Origin of the sequence: Corynebacterium anserum (assembly GCF_014262665.1) — a bacterium.
GTDB lineage: Bacteria > Actinomycetota > Actinomycetes > Mycobacteriales > Mycobacteriaceae > Corynebacterium > Corynebacterium anserum.
Map to the genome: position 1 here is coordinate 1,654,817 of NZ_CP046883.1, position 24,548 is coordinate 1,679,364.

Consider the following 24,548-nt stretch of genomic DNA (forward strand, 5'->3'; position numbering starts at 1 on the left):
GCCTTATGTGTGGTCTCCTCCGGCACGAGCCAGGATGACTTCGGCCTGGCGTCGTAGTGGAGCATCGATCATCTGGCCATCAACGGCGAAAGCGCCGGTGTTGCGGGCAGCGCCATCGGCCACTTTTTGAGCCCATATTTTTTGCTCATCTGTTGGTTGATATGCCTCCCTAATCGCTGGGACGAGCCCGGGATGAATGGATACGGTCGCCGCGAAACCGCTTGCCGCAGCGTCAACGGCTTCGGCTCGCGCCCCGTCGACATCGGCGGTATCGGCGTGGATGGCGTCGAGGGCAACCTTGCCCGCTGCGGCGGAATGAAGCAGCACAAGCGCGCGAGTTAAACGAGGAACCTCGCGGTAGCCACCCGGATGCCCTGACACGCCGCCACCGTCGACTGGGTGTTCATCGACGCCGTAGCGCGATGACGTACCCCCAAGTGCTGCCGTTAAATCCTCCGCTCCCCAAAACAGAGCAACAACTTGCGGATGGGATGCCACCTCCCGCGCATTCAGTACGCCGAGTGGTGTCTCTATCAGTGCAATAATCTGCCAATCGTGAATCTCGGCTGGGGCGGAGTGGAAGATGGATAAATCCTCCGCTTTCGGCAGCATCACCTGGCGAAAAGGGCTTTGCGCAACAGCTTCTATATCAGGGGCAAAGTCGGGGGTGCCCGGTGGATTGATACGGACGATCGTACGCATCGGGTCGAGTGTGCTCGTCCTCACGTTCTCACGCGCCTGTGGACGGTTCTCCCGGCGGCATCCATCTTCCAAGTCCAGAATGACCATGTCTGATCTCTGTGCAGCTTTGGTGAAACGCTCGGGACGGTCAGCTGGAGCGAATAGCAGAGCTGGCCCTTGAGGAATCCACGTCATAGCGCTGACTCCTCCTCGTCTGACATCGCGGACGCTCCCGTATCAGCAGTACTCCCCACGCGACCGCAGGCATCAGTATCAGGGGGACAACACTGCATCATGGTCGAGCGAGTAGCGATACACACCACATCACCTTTCTGATTGCGACCAATATGGGTCAATTCCACGATGCCCTGATTCGGCCGAGAGCTAGACAGGCGCTTGCCCACACAAGTTGTTTCTGCATACAGGGTGTCTCCGTGAAACAGTGGGGCGGGGAACGTCACTTCTTTGAACCCCAAGTTAGCCACGATGGTGCCCAAGGTGAGCTGGCTGACGGACAACCCCACTACGGTAGACAGAGTAAACATCGAATTCACCAGCCTCTCCCCGCGGAAACCAGGTTGTTCGGCCGCCCATGCTGCGTCCAAATGCAGAGGTTGGGTATTCATGGTCTGCGTGGTGAACAGCGTATTGTCCGCTTCTGTAACCGTGCGACCCGGACGGTGTAGGTAAGTCACTCCTTCTTCGAACTCTTCAAACCAGAGCCCACGCTGGAGGACTTTCTTTCCCTCTGAATGATTCGCGGTAACATTCTCTGTCATTAGCTCTTGTCCTTCACGTCTTTTTCTGTCTTTCACGGCTCCCTGCCTTCATAACTTCACGTCTTCATTTGACGTGCATGTGCACTGCTTTCACGGGAGCTGCTCGTAGACGCTATAGACCTAGAGAGCGCGCTATAAGCATCTGCTGCACTTCGGTGGTGCCCTCGCCGATCTCCAAAATCTTGGAATCTCGGTAGTGACGAGCCACTCGGTATTCATTCATGAAGCCGTAACCGCCGTGTATCTGTGTGGCATCTCGGGCATTATCCATAGCAGCTTCAGACGAAATCATTTTGGCGATAGAGGCCTCCTTAGAAAAGTTCTCCCCGCGCAACATTTTCTCTGCCGCGGCATGCCAGGCTTGACGAGCAGTCCACGCGCGTGCTTCCATGCGCGCAATCTTGAAGGAAACAGCCTGGTATTCGGAGATGGCTTTGCCAAAAGAGGTGCGTTCTTTGGCATAGCGCACGCACTCATCCACACAACCTTGGGCAGCGCCGGTAGCGAGAGCGGCGATAGCGATACGCCCTTCATCCAGGATGGAAAGGAATTGTGCAAAGCCCCGGCCGCGTTCCCCTAAAAGGTTTTCTTTCGGCACCCGCACGTTATCGAAGGTCAGCGGATGCGTGTCGGAGGCGTTCCATCCCACTTTGTTGTACTGCGGTTCAGCGGTGAAACCGGGAGTACCGGATGGGATGATGATGCAGGAGATTTCCTTTTTTCCGTTATCCCGCGTGCCAGTTACTGCGGTGGCGGTGACCAATTTGGTGATGGATGTCCCAGAGTTGGTGATGAATTGTTTACTTCCGTTGACAATCCATTCATCCCCCTCTTGTCTGGCCGTGGTTTTGGTACCACCGGCGTCGGATCCGGCATCGGGCTCGGTCAGGCCGAAAGCAGCGAGAGCTTTCCCTGCAACGAGGTCTGGCAGGTACTTCTGCTTTTGTTCTTCGGTACCGAAGCGATATATCGGCATAATGCCCAGAGACACACCTGCTTCCAACGTGATGGCTACGGACTGGTCTACACGTGCGAGTTCTTCAAGCGCCACTCCGAGAGCCATGTAGTCGCCTCCCATACCGCCGTATTCCTCGCTGATGGGTAGTCCGAACAGCCCCATCTCTCCCATGCGGGTGATGACCTCGTAGGGGAATGTGTGCTCACGGTCATGTTGCTCAGCGACCGGATCTACGACGTCGTTAGCAAATTGCTCTACTCCTCGGCGGAGTTCTTCGAGTTCTGGGGAAAGAATTGCCATGGTTTTTCCTTTTCTATAGCTGTGGGGTGTACGTGGGGTGACGTACGTAGTGGGTTGGTTGGGGAACGTTCTGTCTGTGAATTGCTCTGTCAGTCGATTTGTGTGGTGAATCAGCCAATCGATATGTGGGGTGGCTCGGTCAGGCGATATGTGTGGTGGCTCGGTCAGAGTAGGAGGACTATTTGTTCCCCGTTTGTGTGTCTGTTTGCCTTTGTGTGTCTGTTTCAACGACGTCAGCAAGCACCGAACCCGCATCCACCTTGTCTCCCACACTGACGTGAACGGTGACGTGCCCGCTGGCTGGTGCCGTAAGAGTGTGTTCCATCTTCATGGCTTCAATAACGAGAATCGGTTGGCCTTGTTCAACCTCAGCACCACTGCCAACGTCCACGGCGATGACAGTGCCCGGCATTGGACTGGTGATCGCTCCATCACCGTCAGCGGCAACGGCCAGCGCCGCACGGCGAGATATCTGTTCAACAGAGACGGTGCCCTCGGGACCGGTCACATAACTGCGTGCCCCGCTGGGTGAGGTTCTCACACCCCAGTGTTCGGCCGGAGACCGGTCAATACTCACCTGGTAATCCGTCAGGTCTTCTTTCACCTCCCTCCGCAGCAATTCAAGCTCGTGAGTGGTGGATTCCGGGATTTTCTCCGCCCCCTTCTCCACCACAGTGGAGACTGTGACTGTCCACGTCGTAGCCGAGTTGTCCCGGGATTGGAGAGAAACCTCACGAACCTCCTGTCCGTCAGTGACGACCATTCGTATGGGGGCGGGCGGAAGCCCTCCGCGCCATGCGTCGGCGCAACCCCACACCCGTCCCAACGTGGAGGAGCGAGCAGCGCTAATCGCTCGGTTCAGGACGGCCAGCCCCCAGGCGGCGTCCGGTGTGGGCGGGTCGGAGTACTCCCCACATATGCGGTCGAGCAGGCCAGTATCTAAATCGCCGGCAATAACTTCCGGGCGGTTAATGAGAAACCGGTTGAAGTTCACGTTGGTGACCAGGCCATCCACCACTGTTGTTCCTAGGGCAGCATCAAGGCGTTGGAGCGCGTGTTCACGGTTATCCCCCCAGGCAATGAGTTTGGCCAGCATCGGGTCATAATCAGAACCGATGTGTTGGCCAACGTTGACACCAGAATCTACGCGCACCCCTGCTCCACGTGGCCACGTTAAGGAAGTGATGGTTCCTCCGGTTGGTAGGAAACCCCCAGCAGCGTCTTCAGCATAGATGCGTGCCTCCACAGCGTGTCCGTTGAGGCGAATCTTCTCTTGTGTCAGTGGTAGTTCCTCACCCCGCGCAACCCGGATTTGCCACTCTACGAGATCCACTCCGGTCACCATTTCAGTCACCGGATGTTCCACTTGGAGACGGGTGTTCATCTCCATGAAGAAGAAACGCTCAGGTTGCCGTGCGGAAACAATGAACTCCACAGTGCCCGCACCGCGATAACCGCAGGCCCGTGCAGCATCGCATGCCGCCTCTCCGATTTCTTGGCGGGTCGCCTCATCTAACAAAGCGGAAGGAGCTTCCTCAATGACCTTTTGGTGACGGCGTTGCTGGGAACATTCGCGCTCTCCCAGATGAATAACGTTGCCATGAGAATCGGCCACGATCTGAACCTCGATATGACGGGGAGTATCCACGAAATGTTCGAGGAATAACGTGTCGTCGCCAAAGGAGCTAGCCGCTTCGCGTCGAGCTGACACCAGAGCCTGGGGCAGTTCCTCCGCGGTCTCTACGCGATGCATCCCCTTACCACCACCACCAGCCGAGGGTTTGATGAGAACTGGAAAACCGATCTCTGGCGCCGCATCAATGATCTCTTGGTCGCTGAGTCCGGGGCGGGAAATGCCTGGAACTGTGGGGACGTTTCTGGACTCAACAGTGGAACGAGCAGTGATTTTGTCACCCATCTTGTCGATCGCAGAAGCCGGTGGGCCAATGAAGACGATGCCTTCGTCTTCGCAACGTCTGGCAAAGGCTGCGTTTTCTGACAGGAATCCATAACCAGGGTGTATGGCATCTGCCCCGGAGATGTGAGCGGCAGTCATGACCTTATCGATATCCAAATAAGACTGGGCAGCTGCCGCGGGACCGACGTGTACCGCTTTGTCAGCGAGCGTCACGTGTGGTGCACACCTGTCAGCATCAGAATAGATAGCCACGGCCTGTAGACCCATCTTGTGGACGGTCTTGATTACACGTACGGCAATTTCACCGCGGTTTGCGACGAGGACGGTGCCGATCCTTGTGGGTGCGTTCACTGGGGTTTCACACTCTTTCTTGTTTCTGCTGAATCTGGTCACTCACGCTACGAGTCACATGCGGAATACACCGAAGCCCGTTTCACGGCGTTCCGCCTGTGCACACACGTCCAGAGCCATAGCCAGGGTGCGACGTGTATCTGCTGGATCAATAACTCCGTCATCCCAGAGGCGGGCAGTGGAATACCAGCACGTGGATCTTTCTTCGAACATTGCGCGGATCGGCTCCTCGAAGGCTTCTTGTTCTTCGGCAGACCATTGACCTCCCGACCGTTCGATCTGTGCACGCCGTACAGTCGATAACGTCATTGCAGCTTGCGGGCCACCCATGACGGAGATGCGCGCATTGGGCCACATCCATAAGAAGCGGGGTGTATAAGCTCGGCCGCACATCGAATAGTTGCCGGCACCGAAGGCTCCCCCGGTGACGACGGTGAGTTTCGGTACGGAAGCTGTGGCAACGGCGTTGACCATTTTCGCACCGTGTTTAGCGATACCCCCTTCTTCGTATTGCCGTCCCACCATGAAGCCAGTGGTGTTTTGGAAAAAGACCAGGGGGATGTGGCGCTGTTCGCATAGTTCGATGAAGTGTGCACCTTTCACCGCAGCTTCAGCGAAGATCACACCGTTGTTGGCGATGATTCCCACCGCGTGGCCCTCAATGCGCGCGAAAGCGGTGACGATAGAGGTGCCGTACTCGCTCTTAAATTCCGAGATGGACCCCTCATCCACGACAGTGTCGATGAGGTCGTGAACGTCGTAGGGGATCTTGGGATCAGTCGGCACGATGTCATAAAGATCGGTCTGTGGCCGAGGAGCATCTACGGGGTCGTTCTTTAGCCAGGGGCTTGGTTTGCTTTCTGGCAGCGTGGCGACGATCTGCCGTATGCGACGCAGCGCATCATTGTCATCACAGGCTAGGTGATCAGACACGCCGGAGATGCGTGAATGCATGGCACCGCCGCCTAGTTCTTCAGGAGTGACGTCCTCGCCAGTAGCGGCCTTGACCAGCGGAGGTCCGGCCAAGAAGATGGTGCCCTGGTTTTCAACAATGACCGTTTCATCGGACATAGCCGGAACATACGCACCGCCTGCAGTGCAGGATCCCATCACCGCGGAGAGCTGTGGGATGCCTTTGGCGGACATCCGCGCTTGGTTGTAGAAGATGCGGCCAAAGTGATCGCGATCTGGAAAAACTTCGTCTTGCTGCAACAACATTGCTCCACCAGAATCCACGAGGTAGATGCAGGGCAAGTTGTTGGCCTCTGCGATCTCCTGCGCGCGAAGGTGTTTCTTAACCGTCATCGGATAGTAGGTTCCGCCCGATACTGTGGCATCGTTCGCGGCCACCATGCACAGCCGGCCGTGGATTAAACCAACGCCGGCAATCATCCCCGCCGCTGGGGCTTTTCCTCCGTACATGTCTTCTGCGGCAAGAGGGGCAATTTCCATAAAGGGGCTGCCCGGATCCAGCAGATTGATAATGCGATCACGTGGCAGCAATTTTCCTCGACTCACGTGACGCTCTCGTGCTGCGCCTCCCCCTCCCTGTGCGGCTCGTTCGAGGCGCTCGCGTAATTCAGCGACGAGTTCACGATGGGATGCAGCGCAGGTCTCAACCTGTGAGGCCATAGGTCACACACTCCCTCTTTCAGTTAGTGGCTATTAACCGTGTGGTCTACATCACACCGTAATATGAAGCACAACCAAAAGGAAGAGAAAACGGAACATCTCAAAGAAAAACTTGTTTTGCGCAAGAAATAGCTGCTCGTAGACTCCCCCTTTCGGGTAATGCACGGGACATAAAGACCCCACCGCCCCACACCCCACCCCTCAATAGTGACAAACTCATCATCACCCGACGATGAGCAGCATGTGGTTTCCCCACCCAATCAAGGCATTCGCACCTACAGAAAGAGCGAGCGCGACCACACAGCAGATCGCACTCGCCCACGGTAAGAACTAGCGCAAGCCCAAAGCAGAGCGCGCAGAGAGGATCACTTGACGTCGAAGCAGAGCGGCCCCAACCCTCGTATTCAGATACTCCGCCGCATTGATCAAACCAATGACCAGCTGGGCAGCAATCTTCGCTCCATCACCGGCATACGGTGGGCCCAGTTCTTCTAAGGCATCGGCCCACAAAGCCAGGTAGTGCCCTTGAGCCGCGCGCACCCTACTGTGCCCCTCCTCCCCCATGCGAAAGAGCTCCCTATTATGCAGACGAATCAACTCGGACTGCTCCAGAGCGAAAGACGTATGAAAATCAATGAGAATCTCCAAACGCTCACGCGGATCACCGATCCCCGAGAGGATCTGCTGCGCTTCTTCATACAAGTGCTCCGAGACGCCCGTCATTAACTCATTGAGGATCTCCTCCTTACCCGAAAAATGCCGATACACAGCCGGACCAGAAACGCCAACAGCCTCCCCCAAATCTTCCAGACGCATCGCATGGAATCCCTTTTCGGCCATGATTCTCGCCGAAGCACGAAGGAGCTCCACCCGCCTCTGAGCTTTCGCTGCCGCACGAGAGGACATGCCAGTAGTATCCGGATCAGCCAAATAGGTCGTTGCCATGCACAGGATGCTACAGGTTAACTACAGTTAACCGAAAGAATTTGCCCCGGATTTCATAGGATCGTAACGCAACAGTTCATCAACCTGCATTTTCTTTCCGAAAACAAAAGGTTGGTTACATCTGTTCCCGTACTAATCGCACCTCATTAGACATATGAGAATAAGTGTCTGATCCCCTCATCTTTAGCCCATGCCCCTAGCAATTCGCCCGAGGCAATTCGTCCACCTTAACCATCAATCTCTGCGCAACCTCATTGAGCTGGGGCTGAGCGGATTCATAGGCGCCATCTGAAGACTCAGCAGATATCGCGACCGCAACCCAACCACCATCACTCGTGGGGATCAGACCACACTGACGGGCACTGTACACACCGGTTTCATTATCCACTCCAACCACCCTTGAAGATCGCTCCCGGGATGAGACCCAACCCATAGTCATGTCCATTATTCAGGGCAGCCATGGCATTCACCACCGATTGATGATCGGCTATACAGCGCAGATTCGAAGCAAAACGTGCCTGATCTGAAAGGTTCCACGGGGTTTCACCGAAAGCTAGGGAGTCATCGCTCAAAGATCCTGCATGAAATACCCTGGTGTAGTCGCCTCCTTCTCGGAGAATCTGATTTGTCAATACATCTGCTCGCGATCCCATGGAGTTCCATAACGCCTCTGCTGCGTCGTTATCAGAGGCTGCGATCGCCTCATCGATATAAGCAACAGCATTGGGGTCATTACGCACCGCCGCGATAGCTACTGGAACCTTTGTGGTCGACCATGCCGGGGCAGTGTACGAACCATACTCCCCCATACTGTCTACGGCTACAGCCGTGTTGTCCACTAGGAATTCACTGAGAGCATCATTGTGGACAACCTGAAAAGTGCCGTCACCGGCCGCCATCCGATCCGAAAAGGCAGATCGCGAATGATAAACCTCGCCGGGATCCTAAACCCGCGTGTCTTGAATCTCGGTGGGGTTTTCTGCCTGGTCTGCTGCGCCGATATCCCCGGCCCGCTGCGCGGTGCACGAGCTCAGTAACACCACGTCCGAGATCAGGGCCGCAATTCACCCAGCAAACCTTTTAGGCATCGCCACCAAGGATTTCTTCCACCTCGTTCCCTCAACACTGGGTTTGAGGGAACTGATCAAGCTGTGCCTGCAGTTTATGGGCAACCTTAGTGAGCATTGCCTGCCCGCCTTCGTAGCTGCCATCTGTGGAGTTTGCGGCAATGGCCACGGCCACGTACCCGTCACCCGCTGGCACCAAACCAAACTGCCGGACGCCATAGGAACCCGATGGATCCGGGCCCCATCCTCCCTTGAAAATGGCGCCGGGGATTGTACCAAGGCCATATGCCTGGCCGCTTGCTTCTCCCATGGCTTGCACGATAGTTTCTGATCCCTTAATGCAGCGCAGTTGTGAAGCAAAATGTACCTGATCGCTCAAAGCCCATTGCGTTTGTCCGAAGGGAGTAAAACCTGGCCGGGTGACCACCGTATTGACTTGGGTACTTCTATCGCCACCTTCAACTAGGACAGCCTGGGTGAGAGGTCCAGCTTGCTCTCCCATGGATGACCACATGGCTTCGGCCGCAGCATTATCAGATAGGGAGATCGCTGCGTTGATGTAGCGGGCATTGGAGGGATCGTGGCGCAGCGCGGCGATGGCTACGGGAACCTTCGAAGTAGACCAAGCAGGGATGCCCACACTTCCAGCCTCACCCACACCGTCAACAGCGATGGAGGTCCCCGGCACCAACAAACTTGCTAGCTCGCCTTTGGAGGCACCTTTGTCCGACTGGGATTTCGACTTGTCTGACGCACTATCCGAGGTTGTCGGCTGCGGCCCGTTGCTATCGTTTTTCTTCCCCTTATCCTTCGACGCCGAGTCTTGAGAACTCGTTGCATCCCCGTGCCCGGACCGGGAGTTTTCAACATCGCCGATTGTGCAGGCTGATACCCCCATGGTCATGCACATAGCTAAGCACGCCGCAATAGTACGTCTGTTCATCAGTAGTTTCGCCACCAGTTCTCTCTACGATCTCTATGCGATGTACACAATGGCGTTATTTCCACCCGTGCATGTGACGTAGCTGTTGTTGTCTACGCACTTCATCGAATAATTCTGATGGGTCACAGGACTGTAAACATCAATGGTGGTATTGGTTTTCTCATGAGACATCCACTCGTCCACGAAAGTATCGCGGACTTCGCGAGCGAATTCCTTAGAAGTGACACTCGAACCAATGTAAACATTGTTGAAATCACCGGCTGGCTTACCAGCGGCGGCCGCGTCATTCGCCGGTACTGCATTGCTCGGCATATCCGGGAATTTAGGACGAGCAGAGGATTCCTCGGAAGTGGATGTATCACCGCCATCTGACTCAGAAGTCAGATCGCTATCTCCGGTAGATCCACCGGCAGCGGAAGAATCCTGTGCCTCCGTCGAAGAAGCAGCTGAGTTGGAAGAGTTCGAGGAGAACCACCCCGCTTGCGTAATCCCAAATACTAAGACGCCAATGATGAGGAGAGCTGCCACTGCCACCACGGCTGCAATGACCCCACCCTTAGACTTTTGACTGTTCTGTTGCTGGAACTGACCTTGTTGTGGATACTGTCTCTGCTGTTGAAACTGACCCTGATAACCCTGTGGATCCTGTGGACCAGGCCCCCACTGTTGTTGAGGAGAACCGGGCTGCTGACGAGGCCCCTGCGGGCCAGGCCCCCACTGTTGCTGAGGAGAACCGGGCTGCTGATGAGACCCCTGTGGTCCCTGCGATCCTAATCCCAGTTGCTGGGTGGGATAGTTGGGCTGTTGCTGAGGAGCACGTTGATACTGTGGTGGCTGAGGCTGCTTGGAGCCAGAAAATTTCTGCTGATCACGTGGCGCGCCCTCAAGCGGCTTGTTTCCCGGATTAGTATCGTCCACGTTATATCTCCTCATCACGCCTGCATAACCGTAAGAGCATGAGAGCCCTTGAGCCATAATCATTATGGCATTACCACGCCTCGGGTTTAAATGTTCTGCACACTTCACCCTTACTGAGGCGGGTCGCCATCCCACGACGAAGCTTAGTGAGCGAAGTGGCGCTCCCCAGTCAGGTACATCGTCACGCCAGCCTTATTAGCAGCTTCGATAACTTCTGCGTCGCGAACCGAACCGCCAGGCTGTACCACAGCGCGCACACCCGCATTGGCCAGCACCTCAAAACCATCAGCGAATGGAAAAAATGCGTCCGAGGCGGCAACCGCACCCTTCGCACGTTCTTCATCTCCAGCCAGGGAGTTGGCTCGCTCAACAGCCAATTTAGCGGCATCGACACGGTTGACTTGCCCCATACCGACGCCCACGGTAGCACCGTCCTTCGCTAATAGAATGGCGTTGGACTTCACGGCTCGTACAGAACGCCATGCGAACTCCAACTCAGCGAGTGTTGCTTCGTCGGCCGCCTCACCAGCGGCCAAAGTCCAGTTCGCTGGGTTATCTCCCCGGGCGTCGATAACGTCGCGCTCCTGTACGAGCAAGCCACCGGAAATCTCGCGGCGCTCGGTCTGCTTCTCAGCGCCCTGTGGCGCGTCGGCTTGGAGGATGCGGATATTCTTCTTCTGACTCAACACCTCCACAGCACCTTCTTCATAACCGGGAGCCACGATAACTTCAGTGAAGATTTCGGCGACCTGCTGAGCCATTTCAACGGTCACGTCACGGTTCACCGCGATGACACCGCCAAAGGCTGACATGGGGTCACAGGCATGAGCCAGCCTGTGCGCCGTTGCGATGGATTCATCCGACACCGCGATACCACAGGGATTAGCATGCTTGATGATGGCCACAGCCGGACGTTCATGGTCCCAGGCTGCGCGCCATGCAGCATCGGAATCGGTGTAGTTGTTGTAGCTCATCTCCTTGCCATGGAACTGTTTTGCTCCTGCTAGACCAGTGCCTGCGGAGTACAAAGCAGCAGCCTGATGAGGGTTCTCGCCGTAACGCAGGATGGTCGAACGCTCATAAGTCGCACCAATCCACTCCGGGAAGATCTCTGTCTCCTCAGCGATTTCCTGGCTCATCCATTCAGCTACAGCGACATCATAAGAAGCCGTGTGACGGAACGCTTCCGTTGCCAACGCAGTGCGTTCTGCGCGGGTGAAGCCTCCACCTTTTGCCGCAGCAACAACATCGTCATACCGGGCAGGATCGACGACGACCGCTACGGATGGGTGGTTCTTAGCTGCCGCCCGAACCATGGAGGGCCCGCCAATGTCGATTTGCTCCACACATGCATCGAAATCAGCCCCAGAGGCGACGGTCTGGGTGAATGGATACAGGTTCACCACGACCAATTCAAACGCTTCCACGTCCAGTTCTTCCAGCTGCTTCAAATGATCCGCTTTGCGAGTATCGGCCAAAATGCCGGCATGAACCCGCGGATGCAGGGTCTTGACGCGCCCTTCGAGAACCTCCGGAAAGCCGGTGAGCTGCTCAACTTCCGTCACCGGCACGCCCGCGGCGGCAATCTTAGAGGCGGTAGAACCGGTGGAAACGATGCTCACGCCCGCCTCATGCAGGCCTGTGGCCAGCTGTTCCAGTCCGGTTTTGTCGTAAACACTGATCAGGGCACGTCGAATATGCTTGCGACCGTTGTTATCCGTCATGGGTGCTCTATCCAAGCCTTTCGTCCATCAATGGTGAGTCCATGCTGCGCGATATCGCGGAGCACCTCGACAAGGAGCGCGCGTTCCACTGTCTTGATGCGTTCATGGAGGGTTTCTACGGTGTCGTTGGGTTCCACAGGAACTGCTCTCTGAGCCACAATGGGTCCGGTATCGACGCCACTATCCACAACATGAACTGTAGACCCCGTAACGCGAACCCCGTAATTGAGCGCATCCGCGACCGCGTGCGCGCCGGGAAAGGACGGTAGGAGCGCTGGGTGGGTGTTGATAATGCGGTGGGCAAAACGCTCCACAACTGTTGGGCCGATGATGCGCATAAAGCCTGCGCTCAGCACTAAATCCGGATCAAACTCTGCGATTTTTTCACTCAGCGTGCGGTTCCACTTTTCACGATCCGTCACCTTCGGCATGTATTCCACGCAGAAAGTAGGTACCCCCGCTGCCTCTGCTCTCTCGAGAGCCTGACAGGGGCGATCGGACCCCACTGCCACAATGTCTATGGTCTCATCTGCAGAGTCGATCACTGCCTGCAGGAGCGTACCCGTTCCTGAGGCGAGAATCACGACTTTCACTTGTCGTCCTCCTCGGTGCGCGCATCGGCACCCTCGGTATCGTTTTCCACCGACTCTGAATCTACTTCAGTTCCCTCCGTGGCGTTGGGTTCACCCTTAGGCTCGTTGACGCCCTTAGGTTCGTCTGCAGTCTTGGGTTCGTCTACAGTTTTGCGCTCATCTGCAGTCTTGGGTTCACCTTGAGACTCATCCGTGGCGTCGGTCGAAGAAGGTCGAACCACGTCTACATCCTCAACTACCGTACGCCCAGCTCGAGCGACCCAAAACATCACAACCAAAGCCGGAAGCATGAGCCACGCCGCCACTTCCGCAGCGCACAACCATTCCAACGCCCCCGCGCTTCCATACACTCCCAGCTTGCCGCCAGACAACCACGCGAGGCAAAAGCCTAGCAGCGCCACACTAGCCCCCGCTCCCACGGACATGGCAACAGGAGACTCGATGAAGCCGCGGGATTTCACAAAACGAAAAACCACGACCAACGACACGATCGCTGGAATCGCCAAGAAAAATGGCCCACCAGAGAGCGTCTGATTAGGAATAGCAGCCAGAATCGGAAGCGGTGGCAAGCTCACATTCGTGGAACTAAACAGGCTGAACACCGCGTTACCGATATGGAATTCGCCACCGAGCAACACAGCCATAGCGCCAATCGCGATATTCGGGACGTACATCAACGCCAGAATCGTCAATCCTAGGGCACCCATCAAGTCGTTAGTGATGTCATACGTAGCCAACACAGCCTTGTAATTGGTCGCTGCGTACACAAGCGACGCAACCATACCCACCAGGAACATCCATCCCAAGAAAGAGCCAGCCAGGCGAAAGGCCTCCACCGGCCACGTCGGCATATCCCGCCGGAGCAGTAAGGCACGCCAAATCCGTGGACGCATGCCGATAACCACGGCCGCACCATTCACCAACACAGTAGAGACCAATGCCTCAACAACATTTGGGGCGGCAATATCAAACACCCTAGATGCATCCCACAACATCAACCATGCCACCAGAGTGAGAACCGTGGGAATGACCAAACTCAGCGCCACGAACGCTCGTAAATCCAGCACACTAACTTTGGTTCCCAGTATCCTCGTGGCGCGTCGTGAATACACCCAGACCATGATCATCGCTGGCAGTAGCGGTAAGAATCCCAGTGTTGCACCGGTCATCTCCAGGGCTCCGAGGTTAAGGACCATCCATAAGGAACCGATAGTTGCTGGAACCCGAGAAAAACCAGCCCCCACGCCCACAACCACCGCAATAGCAATGATGATGCCGAGAGTTACTCCATAGTTGATTAGCAATGGGAGGGCGAAGCGCTGTACGTGGGGTTTCCACTTCTGCCACTGTTGGTTAGCGGCAGCCGCAGTTCGTGTCTTACCCAACGCAGCTTTCCTCGATGAAGCCTTTTTCGATGAAGCCTCCCCAGACGTTTTTCCCGATGTCCTTCTCGGTGTCTTTCTCGGCGCTTTTCTTGCAGCCGAATCCGACGCCTTGTTCGACGCAGCCTTGATTGAACGGCCTTCACCGTGGCGTTCATCGACGAAGCGCTGCTCAGAGGACTCACTATGCTCCGGCTTGGCCTGCTGTGTGTTGCGTGTCGTCGACTTGGTTCGCCGACGAGAGGTAGACGGACGTCGCGCTGATGGGTTATTCACGCAACCCATTGTGCCTTCCATAGCGGAAGTCACGGGGTTGTGACTCGCGGTTCGGGGTGTGGCGCGACCATACTGGAACACGATGTAGCTGGCTCTTTCTTTCGTTCTCCGCACAACACCTCAAACCTTCAAGCGCAACTTGAACCCCTCGATAGGGTCATGCGAAAGCACTTCTTCAACCCTCACAACCGCTAGTAATTATGCGTGATGAACTGGGGTTTAGCATTTTTTCGTCTTGGATCTCCACTCCACAGCAGAAAAAACCTCCGCGACGCGCAATCATTTCGATTCAAACTAGTTGCCCAAATCGTTACAAACCACTAGTGTTACATCGCGTTGATAACAAAGTGGTCACAAAACGGCCCGGGAAGAAAACGACGAAAAGGTAACTCATCGTGCAGAACATCTCTGGAGAGCGTCGCGTTGGTGCCCACCGCAAAGAGGACAACTCCGCTAAGCGCCGCTTCGCTCTGGCCGCCGTTGCAGCCACCGCCGTAACCTCCGCCGGGGCAGCAGGCGCAACCGTTGGCGCCCAGCAAGAGAATAAGCAGATTAATCTGGCTGCCGATACCACCATCTTGGCTCAGGGGGAAAACTCCGCTGCAGCTCCTTCCACTTCTTCCTCCGAAGCACCGCAGATTCTCGAAGTTGCCCAGAAGGCTCCGATCTCCGGTTTGTCCGATCAGCTTCAGTCTGCTCTGCGCTTTGCAAATGCCCGCGCGGTCGCTGACCAGGCCGCCCGCGCCCCGCTAGCTGCCAAGCCAGCAGAAGGCACTCTCACTTCCCCATTTGGGCCTCGGTGGGGCACCATGCACAACGGCATTGACATCGCTAACGCCATCGGTACTCCCATCTTGGCTGTCATGTCCGGCACGGTCATCGACTCTGGTCCAGCATCCGGCTTTGGTCAGTGGATCCGAATCCGCCACGACGATGGTTCCGTTTCCGTCTACGGCCACATGTCTACCCTGGATGTCTCAGTTGGACAGCGCGTGGTAGCCGGGCAAAAGATTGCTGGTATGGGCAACCTCGGTTTCTCCACCGGCCCTCACCTTCACTTCGAAATCCACCCAGATGGAACTACTCCAGTAGATCCTGTGCCGTGGTTGGCGGCTCACGGTATCCAGGTGTAACGTTCCGCCTCGCTACTGGGTTTACCTACGCTTTTGCCCCGGTTTACCCACGCCTTTGCCCTAGGAGCTGTGTCGCTCCTAGGGTTTGTTATTGCCGAGGGGCTTCGGCGACCTCTGTCTTCGGAACCTTTTGTCTTTCGGGAACCTTTGTTTTTGACATGGCGGATTACCAACGCCGAATTGCCAACCCTCAGCGTTACTCACCTAGAGTTTTTCCATGGGCAGCCCGCCCACTAACATCAGGCGCACTGTTCCGGAACCCCCAAAGTCGATCATCGCCGTTGCGTGTGTGCCCACACGGTCCACGGACTTCACGGTCCCTAAACCATACTTATCGTGGTTGACGCGGTCTCCCACTTCAAGCTCGAGAGCTTTTCCACCCTTCCGAGGCGCCGCACTACCAGAGACGGGCTTAGTCTTTGGCTGACCACCGTTGCGATACAAGGGCTGTGAATTGTATCCGTAGCCAACTGTTCCGCTCGCACCGTAGGCATGAGCGCCTCCACCATAGGCGTGAGGTCCACTGAAGCTCTCGGAATTCCACCCGGCGCCAAAACTGGGCTCTTCCCTAATCCACTCCCAGAGTTCTTCTGGTATCTCGGCAAGGAAACGCGATGGCGGATTATTCACTGCTTGCCCCCAGCCAGATCGTGTGACAGCTCGGCAGATAAATAGCCGCTGTTTCGCTCGGGTAATGCCCACGTACGCTAGGCGACGTTCCTCAGAAAGCTCAGCGGGGTCACTGAGGGCGCGCATATGCGGGAACTGTCCATCTTCCCAACCGGTGAGGAATACGACAGGAAACTCAAGCCCTTTCGCGGTGTGGAGGGTCATGAGGGTAATCATGTCCTGTTCTTCCGCAGGGATTTGATCCGCATCCGCCACGAGGCTCACTCGTTCCAAAAATGCTTGCAGAGAACCTAAGGGTGCCTCCCCCTCTCCCAATAAACGGTTGGCTTCCGCGTCATCACCAGTTTCGCCATCAGCGGTAGTGCCCGGCATTTCTACGTATGCTTTGAGGTTGGCTGCCTCTTGGCTGAATTCATGACCAACCGCAACGAGTTCGTTGAGGTTATCCAGGCGGGAGCCATCTTGCGGATCGTTGGACTTCTCCAGTTCCGCCTTGTACCCCGTCATATCGAGGACAGCATTGATCACTGCACCAAGATCTGGTAGCCCCAGATCGGAACCATCGCTGCTATGCATCTGCGAGTTCTCTACTTCTGCGCGGAGGCTCTTCATCATCTCCAGGAAGCGAGCAATGGCGTTTTTCCCACGTCCCGACAGCAGTGGCACTTTCCCCTCAGCCGCATCAGTTAGCGCTTCACTCCACGAGATATTCTGGTTCTCGGCATGCACGGTCACCTGCGCCAACGCCCGGTTTCCGATACCGCGACGCGGGGTATTAATAATTCGACGCAACGCAACCGTATCCTCTGGGTTATCCAGGATTTTGAGGTAGGCCACTATGTCACGTATCTCCATGCGCTCGTAAAAACGCGTTCCGCCCACAACCTTGTAAGGAAGCCCACTGCGAACCAACACGTCTTCGAGGACTCGGGAGGCGTTGTTGGTGCGATACATGACGGCGATATCGCGGTAGTTGTAGCCTTCATTGTCCACTAGATCGTCGATCTGCTCGGCGATAAAACGTGCTTCGTCGTGTTCATTATCGGCAACATAACCTCCGATGAGCTCACCGTCGCCCACGTCGGTCCACAGCTTCTTAGGGCGACGCCCCTGATTGCGCTCGATCACCGCATTCGCCGCCGAAAGAATGGTCTGAGTCGAGCGGTAGTTTTGTTCAAGCAGAATCGTGTGGGCGTTGGGGTAATCCCGCTCAAACTCTTCGATATTTCGAATCGTCGCCCCACGAAAAGCGTAGATGGACTGATCTGCATCACCCACCACACATAGCTCCGCCATGCCTGTCCCCTTCCCCACCAAAGTGCTGACCAGTACGTACTGGGCATGGTTCGTGTCTTGATACTCATCGACGAGGACGTGGCGGAAGCGGCGTCGGTAATGCTCCGCAACTTCCGGATTACTGTGCAGGATGGAGACAACCTCTCCGATCAGGTCGTCAAAGTCCACGGCATTAGCTCCGCGAAGGCGAGACTGGTAGTCCTTGAACAGCTGAGCCACGGTAGTGCGATGGTGGTTGCCTTCCTTGTGCGCATCGTCCAGAGCCTCTTGTGGGCTGATCAGCTCGTTTTTCCAATTGCTGATGATGCTGAGTGTCCCACGCGGACTAAATTCTTTGAGATCCAGATCGTGGTCTTTGATGACCATGGTGATCAAACGTTTCGCATCATCAGAGTCGTAGATGGTGAAATTGCTGTTGAGCCCTGGGACGAGGTGCGCGTTCGCGCGCAGAATACGCACACACATGGAGTGGAAGGTGGACACCCACATGCGCTCTGCCTGCGGCCCCACGAGATCCATCACACGCTCGCGCATTTCCGCAGCGGCCTTGTTGGTGAAGGTAATGGCGAGGATTTCCCATGGAGCCACACCGTTGTGGAGCAAATACGCGATGCGACGAGTGAGCACGCTGGTTTTACCGGAACCAGCTCCCGCAACGATGAGTAACGGCGAGCCTTGGTGCTCAACGGCTGCTTTTTGCTGATGGTTCAGGCCTTCTAGCAGACTCGTACCGCCTACTTTCGGGTTCTGCGCGGTAGACAAGCTCCGCGTTTGAGAGGCTGCCTCTGACCTTGGTTCGTACATCGTAGCCACAAGCTCTTCATACCCCTCAGGTGGAAGTTCATCTTCAGGAGGCGGTGGTACTTCATCCACGGGAGCGTCAGGTAGAGGGAGGTCTGGGAACTCCGAAAAGAGGTTGAGCTGGTCTTCGGAATTCTGCATGGTCTCCTCGTCGTTCCTTAACACCAATAGTCACCGGGGAGCATCGGGATGGATGTCTCCCAAACACCAATAGTCGCCGGGGAGCATCGGGATGGATGTCTCCCCGTGAGCGGATCACCCGGGCACCTCATCTGGTTCCCAGTCAAGTTCCATCTTTAAGAGTTGTGATCTACTCACGACCCTAGCTACACGGGATACTAGTCCTAGATCCCCGAGATACTAGTTATTCAGGCTTCTGCTACCCGGGATTCTAGTTAGCTAAGGTTTCCAGCTAACCAGGCTACCCAGCGGGCAGGACATTACTCTTCAGCTGAGGCTACTCATTCAGTGAACCAGTATTTTTCGCCGTCGGTTTAGCCGTATGATTTAACCATGAGCGATGGCAATTTCAGTGTCCGCATGCCTTCTGGAACGGACGACCCACTATCCGACGCAGAAATCCAATCCTACCGCGAAGAAATCAACCGCTTAGACCAGGTGATTCGCGACGCCATAAAACGTCGGACCTTAGTATCACAAGCGATCGGCAAAACCCGCCGCGAATCCGGCGGCACCAAGTTGGTATATACCCGCGAAGTGGCAATCATTAACCAATTCCGTGAAGAATTCGGTGCCGAGGGTGTACAAATCGCAAAAGCATTGCTGCAGCTCGGCCGCGGCCGCTTGGGCTAAACTGCGCACAGACTCCTACGAGTGGAGGGTCTGCGCACAGCATCAAAAACTCCCAGGATAGGTACAAGCCAGAACTCTACGTAACGACAACCCTACGGCAGGTGGAACCCAGCGCCCACCCCACCCTGGGCATCCAGGTCTCGCTGTATCACATTCCAATCGGCACCCGCTGTTGGAGCGTGAAACTCTCCTTGCAGAGGTGTCAAACAGCTAGGTAGAAGCCCCACCCCGCCATTGACAATGCCCACCAAACGCCGATCGGAATAAATAGGCGCACCTGAATCACCATTGGAACCGCACATGTGGGCGACGATCATCGGGCCTTCCATACGGATCTTCGGTCCGCACGTAGTGCCTGTAGTGATACCCGTCTTACACACTTGAGTATTGTCGGCTGGCAATGCTCCGCCGAGCTGAGTGATGGTGACATCACCGTAGTGATTCGTCAGCACCACGTCATCATCGAGCTTGATCACCCCGTAATCAGGCTGCCCCGTGCGAACATAGGTGCCAATCCTGCCAGCAGACGGCGCATCCAAAGAGTACACAGGATCACCAGCCTTCCCACAGTGACCTGCAGTGATAGCAACCTTATTGCCCGCAGAATCGTACCCGGACACCGCTGTTGTACAGATACCCTCCCCAACGGCAATTGGAGTAGATGGACCAACTAAAGCCTTTGGCAGGATATCCCGCTGCTCCTTAGGAGCCACTGGAGACTGAAAGTAATGACCAGGCACTCGGCTACCCGACAGCATTTCGGCACCCGGGATAGAAATAGTAGGTTCCGACGATCCGGGAAGAGCCTGAGCCGTAGGCGCCATTGCAGCCCCGTCTATAAGAGCAAGAGTTATGCTCGCTGCGGCGATACCTCGCCGGGTAAACGATCGACGAGTGACGGCACTCAACTTATCTGTCGAGGTGGATTGAGAGTGATGCATGTGGCCCTACCAATGAAAATAGCGAGTACGGAAAGTAGTGAGCGTGAGAAATATCGGTATGAAGAGTGATGGGTGTGGGAAGTGTGAGTATGAAAAGAGTGAGTACGGAGTGTAGCGAGTATTAAGGGAATAATAAACGCAGTTTAACGCGAAAACTAGATAACGGTCACACTTCCATCGGGGTTAACCTTCACGTTGGCGGCCATAGCTGCCGCAATATTAAGCCGCTGCCAGGAACCCCGAGGTCCTTGGTCATCCAGTGGAGAACCGGACTTTATGGCCGTCTGACGGAGAATAGAGGCGCGTTGGGCATAATTCAACGTCGGATGCGATGGTAATAGCAGGTCAGGAGCAGCCTGCGGGACGATCATCGGTGCGTCGGTCTTATAGACTGGCGCGAAGCCCATCGACATCCGCTCGGTGTACTCTTTTACTGCTTGCGTCGTCGAACGATACGGCGTGTCGTGGGCAACCACTTCGGACAACGGACGGCCAGCGCGCCACTCTAGTTCCTTTCGAATTTCCTCGCCGGCTTGCTTAATGGCAGCGCGCATCCTCAGATCATTCCAGCGATCAGCCGCGGCGGCGGTACCGGTCATGCGTCCACCCATGACATCCAGCGGATAATGCACTCCCATGACCAGGCGGTTGTAACCAGCCTCCGAACCACGAGCAAGAAGCTGGGGACCGAGCTCCGGGATAGCCAACGCAAGCAATGTAGTCACCCACGTTGCCTGGTTCGTATGCCCTGATGGGAAGGACTTGGAATCACGGTAGAAGTTATCCTTACCGTTTTCATAACGTTTAATGCGCTCCGGGGCCGCCTTGAAAGGACGGTCATAGGCGAAAATTTCCTTCTCAAAGAAGGTAGAAGAAGCCAGCCCACCCGCGCGTGCACCATACCCATTTCCAAATAAGAACACCGTCTTCGGCAAGCGGTTTTCCTTCAACGCATCCCGGAAATACTGTCCTAGTTCAGAACCAAGCGCGTCTGAAAAGGCAGAGAGCAACCCCTCCTTATCAGCTGCGGCATCGATTTGTGCCCGGTGAATCAACGCGGGATTGGAGGCGGCATCGTTGTTGATCTTCACAACCTTTTCAAGGTTCTCATGCATGACCTCAGGGTGGTTTTTCTGAAGATCCTTGAAACCATCGACGACGCTGTAATAAATCCCGTAGTCATGCGAACTGATATCGGAGATGTAGCCGACCAAAGCATCAGCCGGGAAAGGCTGTGGGACAGGAGCACCAGGGTGCTGAACCGGGATGGGATACCCAGGAATGACTTCACCACCGGCGATCGGCGGCACCCCGATTTTGCCAAAACCATCCAGATCAACCGCCTGAGCAGGCGTAATAGCACCAAAGGAAATTGCTAGGGCAGCTACGACAGCCCCGATGCGGCGCGGGTTAGCGTTCACGTTGTACTCACTCTTTCTTCACACACAACACTGGTTCTTCTCATGAGCAACGCTGATGAGTTCACTGGGGTAATCATGACATGCTGAGCGGCGACTCGCATGACGAAATGAAAGAAATTTGAGCAAACAGGGCACACAACCAAGAGTGCCAGGTGCGCCCCTGGATGTTCTACTGGCGCCCTACCAGCTAGAAATGGTAGCTTCCACAGAAGAAGTGTCCAAGATAGAGCTCTTATTAAGAGGGCAACCACGCTAAGCATGCTGCATCCAGGCAATGCGGCGTGCATGTCCACCAAATGTTGAGGAGTTGTGATGCGTAGACCATCACGCATCTTAATAACTACAGAGCTAATAGGCGCATTGGTGATCATGGCCATGGCGGTTACTCCCGCCCGAGCTGACACGCCTGCCCCACCTAAGCCTTCAGTATGGCGATTAGTCGACGAGTCCACTTTTCCCGAAGGCCTTCCCGAGGGATTTGAGCCCATGCAAGTGCCCGCAGACTTAACCTTGGAATCGTACTCTCAACCGTTAAATCGCTCTGAACACCTTCCTTCAGGGAAGGCAATACATATTTGCAGCCCACATGGGCATGCTGAGAACCCGCACATTTCCGGCACCGATGTGCCTACCCATGGATTTTTGGATAAAACGACGGTAACGGCAACAGTGCGAACGTTCGCGTCGATCTTGCCGCTTTCTGGGAACCCAGCAAACGGGCGTAGGCACGTGGGTTACCATCACATCGAATACGCAGAGTATTAGCCCGGGCGGCGGGCGCGGTAACCGGGTGACGGCGCGCGCATATTGTCATAAATCCGCACACCCGGTCAGTTGGCGAAACACAACCGATGTTGATGTGATAGGTGAACGCGACTGGCCAGGGAGGCAGCAGAATATTCAAACTGTTTACTGCAAGCCCACTAAGTAGCCTGGGGGTATGGTGACCTTTACTGACTATGCGCGATGGGTGGGAGTAGCAGCTTGGACATGCGGGTCAGCCATCCCGCGGTGCAGCCAGGGATTATCGTTGGCTCCTGGAGCCTCCCCAGGCAAAGTATCGATCCGGTGCGCTGGAGGTTTTTCCAGTGCCCTCGTGTTAGCCGAACGCGAACACACGCACATACAGTGGCTACTTGGCGGTTCCCCCTGCGACGAAACAACGTTGGATTATAGGTATCACCAGGACATATGTATCACAAAGCCTGGGGATCTAGACCAGACGTTCGCTGTTATCGATCTTCGCGATGATCATGGGGATTACAGTCCCGAAGCCACGCTGGCTACCGTCCGCACACTGACTGGAACCCCAGCTGGGCAGGATCTACCACGCCATATTCCACACTGGGATCTAGCAGAACCGCTAGGCTTGCTCGCTCTCGCCGTACGTGAGTATTTCACAGGTTCTGTGGTACGGGAACTCACCCAGAAATACGTCAAGCATCTTGCTGCGAACTCTCAACACCCAGAAAGCCCCCTTGCATACGGACGTCTGGCCTACAGCGTATCGGATCAAGACGGAGAGCACTGCTCTGTATCCAACCCGTCACCCGTACCAACCCCTGCCATCACTCTGCACGCGTGTGAAGGCGACCCGTTGTTTTTCGAAGAGACTCTCGAACACCTCGTTGATCGAGCGCAGGCGTTTGCGACCGTGCTTGGAAGCACAATCGATTGCCGAGAAGTACTCCACACCATCAAATTGCACCGTATTTTCCCGTCTACCATCCATGAACCAGACGCTGTAGAGTCTCCGATCAATCTGTATAAGATTCCGCTATGTGTAGACCTCTTTAATCCACAGTCCTTCCCGGAAGCGTTACACAACGTCACTACATCACCCGAGACTGCACCCACCCACACAGCAGTGGTTCTTCACCGTGATTCGGATAGCGGAACAATCCAAGCAGAGCATTTCATCCCAGGGAAAACACTGGTGGATCGCAGTATCCAGTGTGGTGGTTATCTCAATCCAGATGAGATGATCGCTAGACTCCAACGCGAGTGCTCTAAAACTAATCCTGGTGGGCTCGCTGCGCAGGCAACGGATGTGATGCTCTGGGAATCATTGGCCACCTGGGGTTTTTCTCCTGATGCCTGGTGGATGTCACGTGTCGTGCGCGCGGTGCGCTCCAATTATGTATCGAAGGTGGAAGACTCGGTAAACCTACCGCTCGTGAGCATTGAGGTAGATGCGCACGCACCATCTGGCAGTATCGCGCATGGCGTATGCGATGTGCTCGATGCCCTCGGCATAGAATCTTCGGTGGACTTTCCTGTTGGGGTGTCCTGCGTCGATGATCAGCCGTCTACCAGCCTCACGGTGCAGAAATACCAGTCTGGCAGACTGCCATGTCTGTGGCCACGAGCGTTAGGAGCCTGGCGCCACTGTGTTACAGACCAGGCAATCGCACTAGCCGTAGCACGCCGCGCTCTTTGTGGGTGCGCGCTGCACGGCGTGTCATGGATAGGTGTGGAGCACACACTGGTTGCACAGCCAACAGTGCAGCACCGCATCACACTAGCGGTGGAGTGTAATGATAAAAACAACGATAATAGTGGCCTGGTCGCCGAGCTTACCGCCGCAGTCAGTGCGGTCTGCGCGACGCATCTTCCACATGCGCAAGTCGAGTGCAAGATAGTTGATGCTCACCGGCTCACTAATCCTCGCCAGTGGTGCACTGTGGCAGGCTATCATCCGGTTACCGGTTTCCTACCAGCATATGCTCAGCTCGAAAGGCGTGAGCCTCATTAACTTCCTTCGAAGAGTGGATATATACAGTGTGCTGAGGGGGGTACTTATCAGTCATGGGTATTGTCCTTCCCGGAGACAATAGCACCTCGGTGACCTCCATTAATGCAAAAAACCTCACCAGCATTTCTGCTGGTGAGGTTCTCACTCAGTAGCGGGGGCTGGATTCGAACCAACGACCTCTGGGTTATGAGCCCAGCGAGCTACCGAGCTGCTCCACCCCGCGGTGGTTGCATAACAGGAGTAGCACTCTCTGTCAGCGACTCCACCACTCTAACGCACAGTGTTAGAAAA

General features: G+C 55.6%; 19 protein-coding genes and 1 tRNA gene. 3 read left to right on the forward strand and 17 right to left on the reverse strand.

Features of this window, described 5'->3' with window-relative positions:
- Positions 1 to 3: 3 nt before the first annotated feature.
- The 13 genes from GP473_RS06910 to GP473_RS09375 all read right to left on the reverse strand — a co-directional run bounded on the left by GP473_RS06910 (position 4) and on the right by GP473_RS09375 (position 14,467).
- Positions 4 to 876, reverse strand: coding sequence for an HpcH/HpaI aldolase/citrate lyase family protein (locus tag GP473_RS06910; RefSeq protein ID WP_185770170.1), 873 nt, complete (start codon positions 874 to 876; stop codon positions 4 to 6).
- Positions 873 to 1,460, reverse strand: coding sequence for a MaoC family dehydratase (locus GP473_RS06915; protein ID WP_185770171.1), 588 nt, complete (start codon positions 1,458 to 1,460; stop codon positions 873 to 875). The genes GP473_RS06910 and GP473_RS06915 overlap by 4 nt, the downstream gene beginning before the upstream one ends.
- A 112-nt stretch (positions 1,461 to 1,572) precedes the next feature.
- On the reverse strand, positions 1,573 to 2,718 hold the full coding sequence (locus GP473_RS06920; RefSeq protein WP_185770172.1) for an acyl-CoA dehydrogenase family protein: 1,146 nt from the start codon (positions 2,716 to 2,718) through the stop codon (positions 1,573 to 1,575).
- Between the two features lie 178 nt (positions 2,719 to 2,896).
- Positions 2,897 to 4,987 carry an acetyl-CoA carboxylase biotin carboxylase subunit gene (locus tag GP473_RS06925; RefSeq protein ID WP_246394742.1) on the reverse strand — a complete coding sequence of 697 codons (2,091 nt, stop codon included), beginning with the start codon at positions 4,985 to 4,987 and terminating at the stop codon, positions 2,897 to 2,899.
- Between the two features lie 54 nt (positions 4,988 to 5,041).
- A complete protein-coding gene (locus GP473_RS06930; protein WP_186276761.1) occupies positions 5,042 to 6,619 on the reverse strand; it encodes a carboxyl transferase domain-containing protein in 1,578 nt (525 codons plus the stop codon).
- Between the two features lie 330 nt (positions 6,620 to 6,949).
- Entirely contained in the window at positions 6,950 to 7,564 is a 615-nt protein-coding gene (locus GP473_RS06935; protein WP_186276762.1) for a TetR/AcrR family transcriptional regulator, read from the reverse strand.
- A gap of 196 nt (positions 7,565 to 7,760) precedes the next feature.
- Positions 7,761 to 7,952, reverse strand: a complete 192-nt coding sequence (locus GP473_RS06940) for a hypothetical protein (protein ID WP_185770175.1) — start codon at positions 7,950 to 7,952, stop codon at positions 7,761 to 7,763.
- Positions 7,945 to 8,463, reverse strand: coding sequence for a hypothetical protein (locus GP473_RS06945; RefSeq protein WP_186276763.1), 519 nt, complete (start codon positions 8,461 to 8,463; stop codon positions 7,945 to 7,947). Before GP473_RS06945 ends, GP473_RS06940 begins: the two co-directional genes overlap by 8 nt.
- 220 nt (positions 8,464 to 8,683) lie before the next feature.
- Positions 8,684 to 9,574, reverse strand: a complete 891-nt coding sequence (locus GP473_RS06950) for a hypothetical protein (RefSeq protein WP_186276764.1) — start codon at positions 9,572 to 9,574, stop codon at positions 8,684 to 8,686.
- Between the two features lie 33 nt (positions 9,575 to 9,607).
- On the reverse strand, positions 9,608 to 10,492 hold the full coding sequence (locus tag GP473_RS06955; RefSeq protein ID WP_186276765.1) for a hypothetical protein: 885 nt from the start codon (positions 10,490 to 10,492) through the stop codon (positions 9,608 to 9,610).
- 143 nt (positions 10,493 to 10,635) lie between these two features.
- A complete protein-coding gene (gene purH, locus GP473_RS06960) occupies positions 10,636 to 12,216 on the reverse strand; it encodes a bifunctional phosphoribosylaminoimidazolecarboxamide formyltransferase/IMP cyclohydrolase (protein ID WP_185770179.1) in 1,581 nt (526 codons plus the stop codon).
- Positions 12,213 to 12,809, reverse strand: a complete 597-nt coding sequence (gene purN, locus GP473_RS06965) for a phosphoribosylglycinamide formyltransferase (RefSeq protein ID WP_185770180.1) — start codon at positions 12,807 to 12,809, stop codon at positions 12,213 to 12,215. The genes purH and purN overlap by 4 nt, the downstream gene beginning before the upstream one ends.
- A complete protein-coding gene (locus tag GP473_RS09375) occupies positions 12,806 to 14,467 on the reverse strand; it encodes a cell division protein PerM (RefSeq protein WP_221891932.1) in 1,662 nt (553 codons plus the stop codon). Before GP473_RS09375 ends, purN begins: the two co-directional genes overlap by 4 nt.
- Before the next feature lie 395 nt (positions 14,468 to 14,862).
- Between GP473_RS09375 and GP473_RS06975 the strand changes: the two genes are divergently transcribed.
- Positions 14,863 to 15,600, forward strand: a complete 738-nt coding sequence (locus GP473_RS06975) for a M23 family metallopeptidase (RefSeq protein ID WP_185770181.1) — start codon at positions 14,863 to 14,865, stop codon at positions 15,598 to 15,600.
- Between the two features lie 204 nt (positions 15,601 to 15,804).
- Here GP473_RS06975 and GP473_RS06980 read toward each other — a convergent pair whose 3' ends face one another.
- Positions 15,805 to 18,468, reverse strand: coding sequence for a UvrD-helicase domain-containing protein (locus GP473_RS06980; protein ID WP_185770182.1), 2,664 nt, complete (start codon positions 18,466 to 18,468; stop codon positions 15,805 to 15,807).
- Positions 18,469 to 18,840: 372 nt separating this feature from the next.
- On the opposite strand from GP473_RS06980, the gene GP473_RS06985 reads away from it, so the two are divergent.
- Positions 18,841 to 19,140 carry a chorismate mutase gene (locus tag GP473_RS06985; protein ID WP_185770183.1) on the forward strand — a complete coding sequence of 100 codons (300 nt, stop codon included), beginning with the start codon at positions 18,841 to 18,843 and terminating at the stop codon, positions 19,138 to 19,140.
- A 92-nt stretch (positions 19,141 to 19,232) separates the two neighbouring features.
- Here GP473_RS06985 and GP473_RS06990 read toward each other — a convergent pair whose 3' ends face one another.
- Together GP473_RS06990 and GP473_RS06995 are read right to left on the reverse strand one after the other, a co-directional pair.
- Positions 19,233 to 20,081 carry a chymotrypsin family serine protease gene (locus GP473_RS06990; protein ID WP_186276766.1) on the reverse strand — a complete coding sequence of 283 codons (849 nt, stop codon included), beginning with the start codon at positions 20,079 to 20,081 and terminating at the stop codon, positions 19,233 to 19,235.
- Positions 20,082 to 20,236: 155 nt separating this feature from the next.
- The gene (locus GP473_RS06995; RefSeq protein ID WP_246394743.1) at positions 20,237 to 21,502 is read right to left on the reverse strand and encodes an acid phosphatase; all 1,266 of its coding nucleotides are present in this window, start codon (positions 21,500 to 21,502) and stop codon (positions 20,237 to 20,239) included.
- Between the two features lie 1,165 nt (positions 21,503 to 22,667).
- Here GP473_RS06995 and GP473_RS07000 point away from each other — a divergent pair.
- The gene (locus GP473_RS07000; protein WP_222104948.1) at positions 22,668 to 24,257 is read left to right on the forward strand and encodes a hypothetical protein; all 1,590 of its coding nucleotides are present in this window, start codon (positions 22,668 to 22,670) and stop codon (positions 24,255 to 24,257) included.
- A 149-nt stretch (positions 24,258 to 24,406) separates the two neighbouring features.
- Here the strand turns inward: GP473_RS07000 and GP473_RS07005 are convergent.
- Positions 24,407 to 24,480, reverse strand: a tRNA-Met gene (locus GP473_RS07005).
- Between the last annotated feature and the right edge of the window lie 68 nt (positions 24,481 to 24,548).